General features: G+C 61.6%; 13 protein-coding genes and 2 pseudogenes. 10 read left to right on the top strand and 5 right to left on the bottom strand.

The annotated features are described in order from the left end of the window. Nucleotides 1-159 precede the first annotated feature (159 nt). Together ACVWVY_RS33065 and ACVWVY_RS33060 are read left to right on the top strand one after the other, a co-directional pair. Nucleotides 160-1,974: pseudogene (locus ACVWVY_RS33065) on the top strand (putative bifunctional diguanylate cyclase/phosphodiesterase); the annotation flags it as partial. An 85-nt stretch (nt 1,975-2,059) separates the two neighbouring features. Further along, on the top strand, nt 2,060-3,319 hold the full coding sequence (locus tag ACVWVY_RS33060) for an MFS transporter (RefSeq protein ID WP_456630312.1): 1,260 nt from the start codon (nt 2,060-2,062) through the stop codon (nt 3,317-3,319). Between the two features lie 24 nt (nt 3,320-3,343). Here the strand turns inward: ACVWVY_RS33060 and ACVWVY_RS33055 are convergent, their stop codons facing one another. After that, entirely contained in the window at nt 3,344-4,321 is a 978-nt protein-coding gene (locus tag ACVWVY_RS33055) for a tripartite tricarboxylate transporter substrate binding protein (RefSeq protein ID WP_456630311.1), read from the bottom strand. A 65-nt stretch (nt 4,322-4,386) separates the two neighbouring features. Next, nucleotides 4,387-5,187 (bottom strand): transporter substrate-binding domain-containing protein, encoded by an 801-nt coding sequence (locus ACVWVY_RS33050; RefSeq protein ID WP_456630310.1) that lies wholly within the window; start codon nt 5,185-5,187, stop codon nt 4,387-4,389. Between the two features lie 116 nt (nt 5,188-5,303). On the opposite strand from ACVWVY_RS33050, the gene ACVWVY_RS33045 reads away from it, so the two are divergent. The 7 genes from ACVWVY_RS33045 to ACVWVY_RS33015 all read left to right on the top strand — a co-directional run bounded on the left by ACVWVY_RS33045 (nt 5,304) and on the right by ACVWVY_RS33015 (nt 11,382). Beyond that, nucleotides 5,304-6,029, top strand: a complete 726-nt coding sequence (locus ACVWVY_RS33045; RefSeq protein WP_456630309.1) for a TetR/AcrR family transcriptional regulator — start codon at nt 5,304-5,306, stop codon at nt 6,027-6,029. 44 nt (nt 6,030-6,073) lie between these two features. Continuing rightward, on the top strand, nt 6,074-6,943 hold the full coding sequence (locus ACVWVY_RS33040; RefSeq protein ID WP_456630308.1) for an amidohydrolase family protein: 870 nt from the start codon (nt 6,074-6,076) through the stop codon (nt 6,941-6,943). 13 nt (nt 6,944-6,956) lie between these two features. Beyond that, nucleotides 6,957-7,961, top strand: a complete 1,005-nt coding sequence (locus tag ACVWVY_RS33035) for a Bug family tripartite tricarboxylate transporter substrate binding protein (RefSeq protein ID WP_456630307.1) — start codon at nt 6,957-6,959, stop codon at nt 7,959-7,961. A gap of 55 nt (nt 7,962-8,016) precedes the next feature. Continuing rightward, nucleotides 8,017-8,742: a PIG-L deacetylase family protein gene (locus ACVWVY_RS33030; RefSeq protein ID WP_456630306.1), complete on the top strand. Its 726-nt coding sequence runs from the start codon at nt 8,017-8,019 to the stop codon at nt 8,740-8,742. Then, nucleotides 8,739-9,431 carry a 4-carboxy-4-hydroxy-2-oxoadipate aldolase/oxaloacetate decarboxylase gene (locus ACVWVY_RS33025; protein ID WP_456630305.1) on the top strand — a complete coding sequence of 231 codons (693 nt, stop codon included), beginning with the start codon at nt 8,739-8,741 and terminating at the stop codon, nt 9,429-9,431. Before ACVWVY_RS33030 ends, ACVWVY_RS33025 begins: the two co-directional genes overlap by 4 nt. 7 nt (nt 9,432-9,438) lie before the next feature. Next, nucleotides 9,439-10,284 (top strand): hypothetical protein, encoded by an 846-nt coding sequence (locus ACVWVY_RS33020; RefSeq protein WP_456632368.1) that lies wholly within the window; start codon nt 9,439-9,441, stop codon nt 10,282-10,284. Nucleotides 10,285-10,431: 147 nt separating this feature from the next. Then, nucleotides 10,432-11,382, top strand: coding sequence for a catechol 2,3-dioxygenase (locus ACVWVY_RS33015; protein WP_456630304.1), 951 nt, complete (start codon nt 10,432-10,434; stop codon nt 11,380-11,382). 1,364 nt (nt 11,383-12,746) lie between these two features. Here the strand turns inward: ACVWVY_RS33015 and ACVWVY_RS33010 are convergent. After that, nucleotides 12,747-13,277 (bottom strand): annotated as a pseudogene (locus ACVWVY_RS33010) (adenylate/guanylate cyclase domain-containing protein); the annotation flags it as partial. Between the two features lie 387 nt (nt 13,278-13,664). Further along, a complete protein-coding gene (locus tag ACVWVY_RS33005) occupies nt 13,665-14,123 on the bottom strand; it encodes a hypothetical protein (RefSeq protein ID WP_456630303.1) in 459 nt (152 codons plus the stop codon). A 181-nt stretch (nt 14,124-14,304) separates the two neighbouring features. Here ACVWVY_RS33005 and ACVWVY_RS33000 point away from each other — a divergent pair, with 181 nt between their 5' ends. Next, a complete protein-coding gene (locus ACVWVY_RS33000; RefSeq protein ID WP_456630302.1) occupies nt 14,305-14,640 on the top strand; it encodes a hypothetical protein in 336 nt (111 codons plus the stop codon). A 255-nt stretch (nt 14,641-14,895) separates the two neighbouring features. On the opposite strand, the gene ACVWVY_RS32995 is transcribed toward ACVWVY_RS33000, so the two are convergent. After that, complete coding sequence (locus ACVWVY_RS32995) at nt 14,896-15,147, bottom strand: hypothetical protein (protein WP_456630301.1); 252 nt, start codon at nt 15,145-15,147, stop codon at nt 14,896-14,898. Nucleotides 15,148-16,584: the final 1,437 nt, after the last annotated feature.

Genomic DNA, 16,584 nt, shown 5'->3' with positions numbered 1-16,584 from the left:
CCGCGGGGCGCGCGATCAGCGGTCTGAGTTCCATTGCAGGACCCCTGTCGCATTCCAAAGGCAGGTCGGGTGAGTAACGAGGGCGGTCATCAAATATCGGGCGGTTCGGCCGGTTCTGCGCAAGGAAGCAGAACGGTCAAACTGCTTGCGGTGAGCGGGATCCTGCTCGCGGCGGTGACTGCGGCCGACCCAGCGGCGTGGAGTCTTCGCGAATGTGTGCTGCTTGCGCTCGTCGCCGTCCTGGCCGTAATCGCCGGCCTGCTGGTGAGGCGCGATCGCTTGACCGATCAGCGGCTGGCGGCCGAGCGGCGCCAGCTCTCGATTGCCGTGAACAACATCCCGCAAGGCCTTGTTCTCTATGATGCATCCGCGCGGATCATCATTTGCAACCAGCCTTATCTCGACATGTTCGGACTGTCGCCTGACGTGGCCAAGCCCGGTTGCACGATGCAGCGACTGATCGCCCACCGGAAGGAAACCGGATCATTCGATGGCGACGTCGATGAATTCTGCAACGCGATCATCCAAACCGTGTCGCTCGGCAAGGCGACGCGGCAGCTTACGGAAGCCCCGGGTGGCCGGGCGATCGAGATCATCAACCGGCCGCTGAACGGTGGCGGGTGGGTCGCGACCATCGAGGACGTCACCGCGCGCCGGCGCGCGGACGAGCGGATCGCACATCTGGCGCATTACGACGGATTGACCGACCTGCCGAACCGGATCCTGTTCCGCGAGCGGCTGGAACAGTCGCTCAAGGCGATAAGGCCCGGCGAGCAACTGGCGGTGCTCTATATCGACATCGACGAGTTCAAGAGCGTCAACGACGCGCTCGGCCATCCGATCGGCGACGAACTGCTCAAGGGTGTCGCCGACCGACTGCGCGGTTGCCTCAACGACACCGATGTGGCGGCCCGGCTCGGCGGCGACGAGTTCGCCGTCATTCAGACCGCTATCAAGGACCGGTCGGAAACCACCCAGCTGGTTGATGAAATCCATTCGGCGATCAGGCAGCCCCTTGCATGTATGGGGCATCTCATCACCACCGATGCCAGCATCGGCATCGCACTGGCCCCCGGCGACGGGGTGGACCTCGACCAGTTGTTGAAGAATGCGGACCTTGCGCTCTACGGCGCCAAGGGCGACGGACGGCGGACCTACCGCTTCTTCGAGGCCGGCATGGATCAGCGCGCCAGGGCGCGGCGAAGCCTGGAGCTCGAACTGCGTCAGGCGATCAGCGACGGCAGCCTCGAGACCTACTATCAGCCGGTGGTGAATATCGAGGACGGCAAGATCTCATCCTGCGAGGCGCTGTTGCGGTGGCGGCATCCCGAACGTGGCATGATCTCGCCGGCGGAATTCATCCCGATCGCGGAAGACAGCGGCCTGATCAACCAGCTCGGCCTGTGGGTGCTCAATGCCGCCTGCGCGGAGGCCGCCACCTGGCCGGATCAAGTTCGCGTTGCAGTCAACGTCTCACCCGTGCAGTTCAGGAGCCCGGCGCTGGCGTTGAACGTGGCGGCGGCGCTCGCTGCCTGCGGCCTTCCGGCCAGCAGGCTGGAGCTCGAGATCACCGAGGCCGTGCTCATTCGCGACGACGAGGCGGCCCTCGACATGCTGCACCAGTTGCGCAAGCTCGGCGTCCGGATCGCGCTGGACGATTTCGGCACCGGCTATTCCTCGCTCAGCTATCTGCAGCGTTTCCCGTTCGACAAGATCAAGATCGACCGCTCCTTCATCAAGGATATCGCCGGTCCCGGCGCATCCTCGTCGATCGTCCAGGCCGTGGTGAGCATCGCGGCCGCCAGCGACATGACGACGACCGCGGAAGGTGTCGAAACCGAGCAACAGCGGAACCTCTTGTACATCCTCGGCTGCACCGAGATGCAGGGCTATCTGTTCAGCCCCGCGATACCGGCCGCGGAGGTTAGGCGGCTGCTGTTGACGCATAGCGGCAGGGCGATGTCGGCAGCTTGAAACGCCGGGCACAGCTTGCTATCGACGGAGAAGGAAAAACAAGAAACAGGGCAGGGTGGACCGCGATGAATCGCGACAACGCATCTTGAGCGAACCCGCGCGACTTTCCGCGCTCGCACCATTCCGTATCAGGAACTACCGTTTTCAATGGCCGGCCGATCTGCTCACCTCGTGGGCGTTCGAGATGGAAATGCTCATTCTCGGCTGGTACGTGCTGGTCGAGACCGGGTCGGTCCTGCTGCTTACTTTTTTTGCCTCGCTCGGCTACGTCGGTACGCTGGTAGCGCCGATGTTCGGTGTTGTCGGCGACCGGATCGGTCACCGCGATCTGCTGGCGATGATGCGCGCGACCTATGCGGTGCTGGCGGCCGTGCTGATGACGCTGGCGCTGTCGGGTCAACTTGCACCAGTCTACGTCTTCATGGTCGCCGCCGTGATGGGCATCGTCCGCCCGTCGGACCTTGGCGTGCGCGGCGCTTTGGTCGCGACCATCATGCCGCACGGCCAGTTGATAGGGGCAATCAGCATCTCGCGCACGACGATGGATACCGCGCGCATCGCCGGGGCGCTGAGCGGCGCCGGTTTGTTTGCCGCGCTCGGCATGGGCCCGGCCTATGTGGCAATCGTCTGCCTTTATATTACGGCTACCGCGCTGACGCTGTGCATCGTGGCGCCGGCAAAGCAGCATGCGGCGGGCGAAGCTGCCAGCGAGGCGTTGCAGCGTTCGCCGCTGCGCGACCTCAAGGAGGGGGTGGCCTATGTCTGGACCACGCCGCGGATGCAGGCCGCGCTGTGGGTGGCATTCCTCGCCAACCTGACGGCCTATCCGCTCACCAATGGCCTGCTGCCCTACATCGCCAAAGCGATCTACGGCACCAACCAGACCGGGCTTGGATATCTGTCGGCGAGTTTTGCGATCGGCTCGCTGGCCGGCTCGATCGTGTTGAGCCTGATTCGCGATATCCGGGTGGCGCGGTTGATGGTCGGCGCCACCGTCGTCTGGTACGCGACCCTGCTGATCTTCGTGCAAATGCAGACGGTGCCGACCGCGATCCTGTGCCTGGTGGTGGCGGGCTTTTCGCAAAGCCTCGCCATGATCTCGATCGCCGTCATCCTGATGCGGACCGCGAGCGAGAATTTCCGCGGTCGGGTGATGGGGGTGCGCATGATGGTGATCTACGGCCTGCCGATCGGCCTGTTGGCCGCCGGCAGCCTGATCGACGAGATCGGATTTGCGGCGACCGGAACACTCTACGCGGTGGCCGGCCTCGCCCTGATGCTGGCGGTCGTGCTGCACTGGCGCGCCGATCTGTGGCACGTGCACGCGCCGGCGAATGCGCGGTGAGTCGACCGCGCATGCGTCTCCGCCTCACTGCATCTTGATATTGGCCTCTTTCAGCACCGGCTCCCACTTCGCTGCTTCGGCGCGCATGTAGGCGTCGAAATCCTTGGGCGAGCTGCCGACCGGCGTGGCGCCCATCTTTTCCAGCGCAGTCAGGACGACCGGATCCTTCAGCGCTGCGGCAAGGTCGTCGTGGATCTTGGCGACCAGGTCAGGCGCCATGCCGGCGGGTCCGAGAAAACCCCACCAGACCGAGGCGTCATAGCCGGGGATGCCGGCCTCCGCGACGGTGGGAACGTCGGGCAATGCCTTCGAGCGCTGGGCCGTCGTCACCGCAAGCGCGCGCACCGCATTACCGTCGAGCTGGCCGACCACCTCGGGCAGCGGATTGACACTCATTGGAATCTCGCCGGCGATGACGGCGGTCAGCGCAGGGGCGCCGCCCTTGTAGGGGATCGCCTGGATCTTGACCTTGGCCATGTAGTTGAGAAGTTCGCCGGCGAGATGGGCCGAGGTGCCGTTGCCGGACATGCCGTAAGATAATGAATCCGGCTTTGCGCGCGCGGTCGCCAGCAATTCCTGCAAATTCTTCACCGGACTATTTTGGGATACCACGATCGCGAGCGGCGAATAGGCGATCTCGCTGATCGCAGTAAAATCCTTGAAGGTGTCGTAGGGCAGTTTTGGATAGAAGAACTGGTTCAGCGGATGTCCGCTTGCGACCAGGATCAGCGTGTAGCCATCCGGCGCCGATTGCGCGAGCGCCTGCGACGCGATGGTCCCGCCGGCGCCCGGACGATTTTCGATCACCGGCTGCTGCCCCCAGGTCTTCGACAGCGATTGCCCGAGCGTGCGCGCCAGCACGTCGACGGCGCCGCCGGCGGCGTAGGGCACCAGAATGCGCACGGGCCTGGTCGGGAACGGCTCCGCATAAAGGTTCGTGCCGGCCAGCGTAAACAGGGCGGCGGCGACGATGCTGCGGATGATTGTTCTGCGTGGGCGCATGAGGCGAAATCCTTCCTTGCTGGACATATCATTTGAGAAATTCTCATTTGAGAAATTCATGCGCGCTACTCCGCAGCTGAAATCATCGCGCCGCGCAACCCGGCGCGTGCGATCGCCGCGGCGACTACGCCTTCTAACTTCACCTCGTTCGTGAACTGGCGGATGAATGCCATTGCCTGCTCGCGTCCTTTGGGAATGGCGATGGCGTGCCGTTCGATCCCCCAGCGGCCTTCGAGGACCTTCGATCCCGGCAATTTCTCCGCCATTTCGAACAGCGTGGCCTTGTTGGTCGCGTAGGCATTGATCGCGCCGGTCGAAAGCATCTCGATCGCGACATCGAAGGTGGCGGCGCGAACGATCTGGGCATGCTTGAAGTCGCGCGACAGTGTGGCGTCGGAGGAACTGCCAGCGGTCACGCCGACACGCAGCCCCGGTGCATCCACCTCCGCCGGCGTTGTCAGGGCCGACCCGCGCGGGACGAGATAGCTGAGCTCGATTTCGAGAAAGGCCGGGCCGAAATCCATATCGCGCGCCCGCGCCGCCGTCGCATTGGTGAAGGCGACATCGACCTCTCCGCTTTTAACGGCGGCGAGGACTTCGGCGTTTTTGGCGAAAACGACCGGCTCATAGGGGACGCCAAGCCGCCGCGCGAGTTCCTTGCCGAGATCGTAGCCGACGCCGCGCGGCGCGCCCGATCCGGCATCCGGCAGGATCGAGGTCGGCGTGCCCGGATACAGTCCGGCCCGCAATACCCCTGATGGCGCCAGTATCAGGCGCGGTTCTTCGTCAGCCGCGACGGCAGGTCCTGTGCCGCGCCAGGCCAGCGCGCCGGCGATGATCAGAAACGCAACGATGATCCGGCGCATCCCGGGCTCTCCCTTGTCCGGCCCAGTCGCGGGGCTGCCCCGCAACCCAGATGTTTGTTGACTGGACCTGATATTTTGTACAAACGTACAAAAGTCGAGAGCGGAAAGCAAATCCCATGACGCGAAATCCCAACATGCGGGAAGCCATCCTGAGCGCGGCTGAGCTGCTGTTCTCGACGCGTGGCTTCAATGCCGTGTCGATCCGCGACATCGCGCTGGAAGCCGGCGCCAATCCGGGCAGCATCACCTATCATTTCAAGAGCAAGGACGGCTTGCTGCTCGAAATCTACAAGCGCCATTGCGGTCCCATGAACAAGCGCCGCATCGAGTTGCTGGTGGCTGCAAGGCGCGTGCGCGACGTGCAGGACCGGCTCGAGGCGATCGTGCGGGCCTATGTGCAGCCGGCGTTTTCATCGAGCAGCGACCTTGCCGGGGGCGGGGCGCGGTTCACGCGGCTGCGGGCGGTGATGTCGGCCGAAGGCAACGCCGTGGTGGGGCGCATCATCGCGGAGATATTCGACGATACCACCAACGCCTTTATCGAGGCTATCGAGGAAAGTCTGCCGCATCTGCCACGAACGACGATCGTGTGGCGGTCGCAGTTCCTGCTCGGTGCGCTCTATTACACCCTCGTCAGCCCGGAGCGGGTCACAAGGCTGTCGCGCGGCGAAGCTGATGGCGCCGACATGGCGCAAGCGATCGAGCAACTCGTCGCGTCGACGGTCGCCTCGTTGCAGGCGTCCGACGTCGATCACGTCGACAGCCCGTCCTCCCGGCCGAAGCCGACCCAGCCGTCAGCAAAAAACGCTGCCGGGAAGCGGAAAGAAAACTCTACTTCATGAATTCGAGGCGCCGTGAAGCGCGCCAAATCACTGCAGAAGGCACCATGCACAAGCCGACGATCCCCGGACCCGATCCCGATACGCGAACGCCGAAATTCAAGCTCCCGGCGCTGGCATGTGACGCGCACACCCACATCTTCGGCCCCGGTGACAAATACCCTTACGCACCGGGACGGCCCTATACGCCGCCGGACGCGCCGCTGGAAGATTTCCGGGCGCTGCACAGGAAGCTCGGGATCGGCCGCGCCGTCATCGTCAATGCCAGCGTGCACGGCACCGACAACCGGGTGGCGCTGGATGCCATCGCCGTGAGCAACGGAACCTTTCGCGCCGTCGCCAATATCGACGATACCATTACCGAGCGCGGTCTTCGCGAATTGCACGAGGGCGGTTTTCGTGGCTGCCGCTTCAACTTCGTGCGACACCTCGGCGGGGTGCCCGATATGAGGGTATTCCACCGCATCGTCGCGATGGTTGCGCCGCTTGGCTGGCATATCGATCTGCATTTCGACGCGATCGATCTGCCGGAATATGCCGAGCTGCTGGCAAAACTACCGGTCCGCTACACCATCGATCACATGGGACGCGTCAAGGCATCTGACGGCCTCGACCAGCTTCCGTTCCGGACGTTGATTGACCTGATGACGCGGGACGAGAAATGCTGGGTCAAGGTGTGCGGTTGCGAGCGGGTGTCGTCGGGCGGACCGCCGTTCCACGACGCGGTGCCGTTTGCGCGCCGCATCGTCGAGACCGCGCCCGATCGCGTGATCTGGGGGACCGACTGGCCGCACCCCAATGTGAAGGCGATGCCCAACGACGGCGATCTGGTCGACCTCATTCCCTTGTTTGCGCCGGAGCCCGAGCTGCAGCAGAAGATCCTGGTCGGCAATCCGGCGCGATTGTTTGAATTTTAAGGGAGCGCGTGCGGTGGCGGATAAACGCGAGCAATACACAATGAGCCGGCGCGGCGTGTCATTCGTGGGGATGGCTATGCTGGCGGCGGCATTGTTGCTGCCGCAAATCGCCGACGCGCAGAATTATCCGAACCGGCCGGTGCGGCTGATCCTCCCCTTCGGCGCCGGCGGCGTTGCCGACGTCACGGCGCGGCTCGTTACCGAAAAACTCGGCGAAAAGCTCGGCCAGCGCTTCGTCATCGAGAACATGGCGGGCGCCGGCGGCATCAATGCCGCACGCGCCGTGCTGTCCGCACCCGCGGACGGCTATACGCTGGCGCTGTTCTCCAACGGCACCGCCATCTCGGTATCGTTGTTCAAGAACCTTGGCTTCAATCCCGTGACCGACTTCGTTCCGGTGTCGAGCATGGGCTATTTCGACTTCATCTTCGTGACGCAAGCCGGCTCGCCATATCCGACGCTGGCTGAATTCATCAAGGCGGCCAAGGCAAAGCCCGGCAAGCTCAATGTCGGCACCATCAATGTCGGATCGACGCAGAATCTCTCGGCGCAATTGTTCAAATCGACCGCCGGTGTCGACGTCGCCGTCGTTCCGTTCCGCAGTTCGCCGGATGTGCTGATCGCGCTGTTGCGCGGCGATATCCAGATGGCGATCGAAAACTACACCGCGGTGCAGTCGCACGTTGCCGACAAGGCGGCCGTTGCGGTGGCGTCTTCGGGCACGATCCGCACCACGTTCCTGCCTGATGTTCCGACCGTGAAGGAAGCAGGGGGCGGCGATTTCGAGGCGCGGTCGTGGAACGCGATTTTTGCGCCCAAGGGCACGCCGGCGGAGGTGATCAAGACACTGAACGCCGCGCTGCGCGAGGTGCTCGAGATACCGGACTTGAAGAAGCGCGCGCTCGATCTCGGCATCGAGGCCAAGGCCAGTTCGCCCGAGGAAATCCTCGACCGGCTCAAGGCCGATATCGACAAATGGTCTGAGGTGATCGAGCAGGCAGGAATTGCCAAACAATAGTCACGCGGCCGGTGCGGCCGGCCACGTGCAACAAGCGAGGAAGGAAATCCCGATCATGAGCAATGCTGGCAAAACGGGCCTGGTGGTCACGGCGCATCCCGGCGATTTCGTCTGGCGCGCGGGCGGCGCGATCGCGCTGCACGTGAAGAAAGGTTATCGCGTCAAGATCGCCTGCCTTTCGTTCGGCGAGCGCGGCGAAAGCCAGTTCGCCTGGAAGGAGGCGGGCGCGACGATGGAGAAAGTCAAGGCCGGCAGGCGCGACGAGGCGCAGCGCGCGGCTGACATGCTGGGCGCGGAGATCGAATTCTTCGACGCCGGCGATTATCCGTTGCGGCTGACGGATAAGCATTTCGACCGCATGGTCGATATCTACCGCGAACTCAATCCGTCCTTCGTGCTGACCCACGCGCTGGAGGATCCCTATAATTTCGATCATCCGAATGCGGCGCACTTCGCCCAGGAAACCCGCGTGGTCGCACAGGCGATGGGCCACAAGCCCGGCGCCAAATACACCTACTCGGCGCCGCCGGTATTTTTGTTTGAGCCGCACCAGCCGGAGATGTGCAATTTCAGGCCGCAGGTGATCCTCAACATCGACGAGGTCTGGGACATCAAGCGCAAGACGTTCGAGATTCTCGCCGCCCAGAAGCATCTGTGGGCCTATTATGAGCGGGTGGCACTGCAGCGGGGCGTCCAGGGCGGCCGCAATACGGGCAAGCCGATGACCTATGGCGAGGCCTATCAGCGGCTGTTCCCGATGGCGATGGAGGAACTGGCATGAAGACGGTCGTCGTCCGCAACATCAAGCGAACCGAGCCTGATATCGTCAAGCGGCTGGGCGCGCTCGGCGTCGCCACCGCGCATGAAGCCTATGGCCGCTTCGGGCTGATGAAGCCCTATCTGCGCCCGGTGTGGAGCGGAGCCGAGACGGCAGGCACCGCCGTGACCGTGCTGGCGCAGCCCGGCGACAACTGGATGATCCATGTCGCGGTGGAGCAATGCCAGCCCGGCGACATCCTGGTGGTCGGCTGCACCACCGACAACACCGATGGCATGTTCGGCGATCTCTTGGCGACCTCGCTGATGGCGCGCGGCGTCAAGGGGCTCGTCATCGATGCCGGCGTTCGCGACGCCAAAGCGCTGCGTGAAATGGGCTTTCCGGTATGGTCCAAGGCGATCTCGGCCAAGGGCACCGTGAAGGCGACGCTGGGCGCGGTCAACGTGCCTGTGGTCTGCGCTGGTATTAATGTCGTGCCGGGCGACGTAGTCGTTGCTGATGACGATGGCGTCGTGGTGATCGGGCGCAAGGACGCCGCCGATGTCGTAACCAAGGGCGAGAAGCGCGTGGCCGACGAGGATGGCAAGCGCCAAAAGCTTGCCGCCGGCGTGCTCGGCCTCGACATGTACAATATGCGCGAACCGCTGGCGAAAGCCGGCCTCGTCTATGTCGACAAGCTGGAGGAAGACTGAGGTGGCGATGCGCCTGCGCACCTTGCTCGGCGACCATCCCGGCACGGCCGCGCTCAAGAACGGGTCCGTCAGGTCGGATCTGGTCGAGTTCGATTTCGCGCAGTATTCGCCGACCAACAAAGGCTTCAAGCCAATGGTCCGCGAAGGGGCGTTCGACGTCTCGGAGATGGCGATCGTAACCTATCTGATGGCGAAGTCTTTTGAGAAGCCGATGGTGCTGCTGCCGGATGTCGTGCTGGCGCGGTTTCAGCATGGCCATGCGCTTTACAACGCGAAGGCGGGAAAGCTTGCACCGCGTGACCTCAACGGCAAGCGCGTCGGCATTCGCTCCTTCACCACCACGACCGGTGCATGGCTGCGAGGTATTCTTGCCAACGATTATGCCGTCGATCTGGATTCGATCGACTGGGTGACGTTCGAGGATGCGCACGTCGCCGAATTCGTTGATAAGACCAAGCGAGCAGGCGCAGGCAGGCAGATCGTGCAGATGCTGATCGACGGCGATCTCGATGCGGTGCTCGGCGAGAAATCGGACCATCCGGATTTGAAGCCGCTGTTCGCCGATGTCGCGGCCGAAGAGAAGGCCTGGCTTGGGAAACACAAGGTGGTGCCGATCAACCACATGGTGGTGGTGAGCCGGACTTTGTCCAACCAGCACCCGGATGTGGTGCGCGAGGTGCATCGGCTGTTGACCGAATCTGCGGCCGCGTCATCCGCAGCCCCGCGTTTTGACAAAGGCGAGGTGCAGCGTTCGCTGGAACTGATTATCGATTATTCCGCGCAGCAAAAACTCATTCCGCGCGCGTTCACCGTCGACGAACTGTTCGACGATGTAACGCGGGCACTTTGGTAGCCGCGTAAACAGCCGTCATCATCCGTGAAGGCGGATGATCCCAGTACCCCGCGGCGCTTCGGCTATTCTCGACGGCGCGGCGTACGGGATATCCCGCCTTCGCGGGGTATGACGGACTAAAGAATTCAACGGTCAGGAGAAAGCAATATGACCCCAGAGCCGATTTTCGATCTCGCCCATCTCGGCCACATGGAATTGTTGACGCCGAAGCCGGACGAAAGCCTGAAATTCTTCGTCGACGTCATGGGCATGACGGTCAGCGGCCAGAAGGGCGAGTCGGTCTATTTGCGCGGCTGGGACGATTACGAGCGTTATTCGCTCAAGCTGACGGCCTCGAAAACATCAGGCATGGAGCACATGGCGTTGCGTGCCCGCAGCCCGCAGGCGCTGGAGCGTCGCGTCGCCGCGCTGAAGGGATCGGGCTTCGACATCGGCTGGGTCGACGGCGATATGGGGCAGGGGCCGGCGTTCCGCTGTCGCGACCCCGATGGCCACATCGTCGAGCTCTATTACGAGACCGAATGGTACCAGGCACCGCCGGACCTGAAGCCGGCGCTGAAGAACCAGGCGCAACGCTTTCCGGCGCGTGGCGTCAACGTCCGCCGGCTCGATCACCTCAATTGCCTTGCGGTGGACATCAAGGCCAACCGGCTCTTCTTCGAGAACTATCTGGGCCTCCGCACCACCGAACAGATCGTGCTCAACGACGGCACCGAGGCTGCGATGTGGATGACGATGTCGAACAAGAGCTACGACTTCGCCTACACCCGCGACCATTACGGCAAGGCAGGCCGCTTCCATCACGTCACCTACGCGCTCGACAGCCGCGAGGAAATTTTGCGCGCCGCCGATATCTTTCTCGAAAACGGCATCCACATCGAGACCGGCCCGCACAAGCACGCGATCCAGCAGACCTTCTTCCTCTATGTCTATGAGCCCGGCGGCAACCGCGTCGAAGTCGCCAACGCCGGCGCCCGCCTTATCCTCGCGCCCGACTGGAAGCCGATCGTCTGGACCGAGGAAGAGCGCAAGAAGGGCCAGGCCTGGGGGCTGAAAACGATCGAGTCGTTCCATACGCACGGCACGCCGCCTGTGTGAGGAAGGCGCCGCCTCCGGCGGTGAGGCGATCTGGGTGGACCGCCGGCTGCCGGGTTTCCGTTCGGAAGCCGCTGATTCCGTCCGCACCGTTGCCGTCACTGGTCCGAGCCATGACGACGATGTAGTCGGCGACGACTTCCTAGCTGCACCACTGTTTGCGACCGTTGAGGACATAGCAATCGCCGTCCTTTCGCGCTCGCGTGTTGATGGCCGCCCCGAAGAAGAAGAACCACGCCATGTCAGCCGTCCGCTACGGTTTGACCATGCTGGCGGGTGCGGGGAGGACCTACGACCCTCACCAGAAGGAGCGGGAGCTGGTTCAGGTAACTGTTACGTGTCGGCGTCTGTCCGGAAATCAGTCGCGCTAGTACCGATTTCCTTGGGGCTTACCGAGTCGAGCCCGGCCGTAGCAGCCGGACTTGTGGCGGCCACGGCTACATTCAGGGAATCAGCCACCGGTGCCATCATCATCTTCCAAGGCAGCATGAGGACATCAGCCCAGAAGACGAAAGCCTGCATAGGCCAAAACGCTGGATGCATGTACTCCTCCTCTTTTTCATTGCAATGCACGGCAGGCCAAGGTGTTCCATGTCCGGCAGATTCTCGTGCCGGACGGTGGGCTTACGCCGACATCGCCGTTAGAGGATCCGGTGCGGAAATTGGCGTCGATCTTGCTTTGGGTTTCGTGTAGCGATCTGGTCGTGCGCGCCCCGTAATCACGCACATCCCCGTGCCGGGATCGGCCTGCGATATGTCCCAATGGCCACGGTGCAGTACGCGTCTATCTCGGCCCGGCCGTCATTCGCTGATCCCGTCTCTGGCTCAGCAAGCTTGACAATGACCCGAAGCGGACAATGCTGCGCTTGCAGCTGCGTGAGTGGCGGTAGCTCGCCGAACTATCGGCGCTGCAATTCAATGTCGACCGTTCGAACCGGAGATCCGCCGGTTGCATTGAGTTGACCGTTTTTCAGTGTTCCAGACAGATGGGCGGTGCCCACTTGAACGCCGCTGCTGTTTTCAACGTTAAGCTCCATCTTGACCTCCCCCGACACTGAAACATCGCCGGCGATAACGACGTCTTTGTTTGGTGGCCGCGCGGGATACCTTGCAGAAATCTTACCGTTGCGGATAACAACGACAGTTACCATGTAGCAGCGAGCTGCCTCTTCGCGGCCGGGGCCGAGGCAGACTTGTCCAGCATACTGACCATCCTGCGTCTTTGCCGTCTGCTGCTGTTGACGGACTGAATACGCCCAATATCCGATTAGTACCGACAGGATGAACACAAAGGCGGCTCCCAACCATTTTCCATTCACCACGTTGCGCCACTTTTTGCTGGAAGTAGGCAAAGGACTGCCGGCCCCAATGATGGAATAGGTTCGGATTGGCAAAGGAATATTCTTGTATTTCTGTTCGCCCAGAAATTTGAAGGAAAGCGAAACCTTGTTACGAATTTGATCGTGAACGCTACCTGAGATGCAGACCCCTCCGGGCTCCGCCGCCGATTGGAGCCGCGCCGCAATATTGACGCCGTCCCCGAAGATGTCATGAGCCTCGACGATTACGTCGCCGATGTTGATACCCACGCGGAAGGCAATACGCTTATCTTGCACATCGCTGACTGTAAGTTCCTCGATACGGCCCTGAAACTGCATAGCAGCCCGAACCGCCTCGACCGCACTCGGAAATTCCGCCAAGAACCCGTCCCCGGTGTTCTTCACAATGCGGCCGCCGTGTTCTGCAATTGCTGCAGGAACAGCGTCTTTTAGGAGCGCGGTCAGTTTGCTATGCGTAGCCTCTTCGTCATTGTGCATTAGCCGCGAGTAGCCAGCGACGTCGGCGGCCAATACCGCCGACAACCTGCGCTCGACCCGGACGGGCGGCTCCTGCACCATGGCTCGCAATCCAACCGACGAGATATTTTACGACAGATTGGCCGATTAGCCACACGGCTAATGTCGCTCATTGGCCGCTTTTGTTGCAAAAGTCGGATGTAACCGATGGGTTTCGTTCGGTCAGGTCATTATGAGCGATCGGCTTTGATCCGCCGGCCCTGACGCCCTCTACGCAACTTCGAGCTAGGCGGCACTTGCATTCAGCAGACGGTCCGCGCAGTGCATATCATAGAACCGCGACTCGCCTTGTGATGCGGATAAGCCTCACGACGTCTCTTCGTCCTCAGTAGCCCCCCGGCTGCGGCGTCTGGGGCGGGGCGCAGTCGCGCGCAATAGCAACGCCCTCCGTTGGATGCCAGCGACAACTCCGCCAAGGAAGTCAGGTTTTCAGCTTGGTCCAGCAACCTGGGCATGCAGATAGCAAGGGCGGTACATCGCCTCCAAGTGCTTGCCTCGCAGAAAGATCATCCGTGGACTCAACCCGCCCCGATTAGCAATCCAATGCCGGACTTGCGATGGGTACATTGAATAGAGCATTCGGGTTGCCCCCGGATTGGTAATGATACGTCCGTGGGCTCCGAAATCCCACGCTGCGTGGAAGGCGAGGTTGGCGTTCCGAGTTACACAGATCCGCTCGTGAGGAATCGCGCCAAGCACAATTGTGCAGGATGAGGCGCAAAGGCCGTCAATGATTATCATTTGACCTGAGGCTCGCAATTGTTCGTATCGTTCTACGTAACGACCGATCTGTCCGCCCCGATCATCAGCAATCCGAACTACCGCATGGCTTGTACCCGCACCCGCCAACAAGAACATTGCCGCGAGCGGCCCCGTAAGCAATTTCATGCTTCCTGCCCTCCACAGATGTGATGCGTAATTCAACGGCTCTGATAGCTGCACCGGATCAAGGAAAAATTGTGGTAGGGTTCGCCACTGTTGTCACCGATCGGGGCACACCCGGTATTATGTGACCATACGACAATCTGTCGTCGGCTGTGTTTGATGGTGATCGGGTGTGGAAACAATCATGATTAGGAACGGGCTCTATTCTTTGAATGCTAGTTCCCGTGATGGTGTGGCCGAGGACGTTAGTGGCGTCCTGATATTGCGCGACGGTCAGTTGCATGGCGGCGACGCTTACGTCTATTACATTGGAACCTATGAATGCTCCGCCAGAAACTTCCACGGTAAAATAACCAGTCAAGAACATACCCCGACCGGGCGACCGATGGCGGCCCGCGTCCAACATATTGGGTTTCTTGGCACCTACAACGATGCCGGTGCCAAGGTCGATGCAATGGCCCTCCTTGGCGAGCAAAGCATTCGATATGATGCAACGCTGCGCTTGCTGGTGCCAGACTAAATCCGATATCACTCGGCCAAGCTTACAATTCGATACGGACAAGCCCGGGCGGTATGGCGATATCCGCCATACGTCGCAGCGAATGCGTCCCAAACAGCCGCGGGTCCAACCCGACACTTCCGATCCACTGACACGAGCCGGGCATATTGGCGCGTGGTCATGTTGCGGTCAGAACCGCGACGGCCGGTAAACAAGAACTCGCCTGGCCGTTTGCCGGTGGCCTTTAGTCATCGACCGCCTGCCGGGTTTGCTCGCTCAATTCAAATCTGACAGGCGCTTGGATTTCTTTTGCCGGATATTTGCGCGATCCGCTGTGTACCCGCCGGCAGCGACATCCTCGGCCCGGATGGCGACGACGTCACAGCCGCGAAGCTTGCTATCGATCGCGAGATTGAACATGGCGAGGTCGCGCGGGTGCGGCCTTCGATCTGGAGCTTCGTCCGAATCGACCAGACGTGTTTGGGTCGCAGCGGTGGTTTTGCCCCGGTCACCGATCGAGCGTGCCATTGAGAGATGGTCCTGATAGGGGTTCGGTCGCCGAATAGCGCTGCATCAGGGAATTGGACTAGAGCGTGATGACTTTCTTCGAATCGTCATCACGTTCGGGGAACCAACGCGCTCTACGGGCGGTCAGTGGATTTGATAGCTTCGGCCTCATCGTTACACTGCACATCAACGCGATTTTGAACGTGGCCGTCTGGCCCCATGATGTATGCGCGGTAATCCTGCATAGTGTGGCCTCCTAAAGCGGAGGGTGCCCTTTATCCAGCCAATGGCTGATACCCGAGGCTGCCTCTAACTGCCTGGCCTTACGGATCAGCTTCTCGCGCTCACCGCCCAGTGGGAGGCCCTGCGCTTCCTTACGCAGCTTCCGAGCATGCTGCGCGAGACGCCGATCTAATGGCATGGTTTGCTTGACGCGGCGTCTTTCCATGGCGCGCTCCTTCCTGAGCATTGCGCGACAATCCGCCCACCTGGGAATTTTGCAGCCATAAGGAATTGGTCCGCTGGTCAATTTTGACCACAGAGCGCGATGTTCATCGGCAATAGCGGTAGTGGCCGACAACTAGCTGTGGCGACATCAAATTCGCTCCATGCTCTGCTGAGCTTCTGACCCGCGCTTTGGGAAACTCTGTACACTTTGTAACTTATCGCGTGGGAAAAGCGGCAGGGCAGTGAAAACGCACCCGGAGATTTGACGGCCCCGGCGCGGGGCTGGCGTGCGCCAGAGCCGTCCCATCCTGTGCGCCCATCCAAGGCGCAAAATCAGGATAGCGAGGACAAGGCTACCAAGGCAGCGTGATGAGATCGTGATTTGAGATTGAGGTGCGCCGGCTCGGGCGACCTTTGATGGTGACCGAGATCAGCCCCGCGCTGTGTCGACCTTACAAGCGTTTCGCTCTCGTGAAGTTCCAGCCAGCCAAGGGAATCACGCGATCAAACCCGCCGAATATTTCGCGGGCAATATGCGGGATAAATAGGCACCCGCGAGCAAAATGCGAGTCTGGGTCAGACCAGCCGAAGGGTCAATTGACGCCGTCGGGTGTCCCTCGTGCCTTTCGACAAATCAGAGATCGCGGCGGACAGCTCACGCGCCTGCAGATCGCAGCGACGGCGCAATTCGCGGGCGATGTCCTCGGAAACTTCTTCTGACCAGCGCTCGGCGGTATTGAAGGCGACGACGTGGATCGGTTTACTATATTTGGCCGGTCAAAAGGTCTTGAATTACCGTTTCGAGGTCGGTGGTTTCGTGATCGGCTTCGCGCCAGGCGGCGGGAAGAACAGGAACCCGGCACATCACGCCGCTGCCGTCATACGACCGTGGCACAGCACTTGCTACGCTTGGCCTGCCGGGATTGCGCCCGACCATGGAAATACCAACGCCGCCAAGCGTTATACTCCGCACAGGCGGCGTTGTATTTTTTGGTGTCCTAATCTGACGTA

It is taken from the genome of Bradyrhizobium sp. URHC0002, from assembly GCF_054059515.1.
This window is presented reverse-complemented; position numbering and strand designations above follow the sequence as displayed.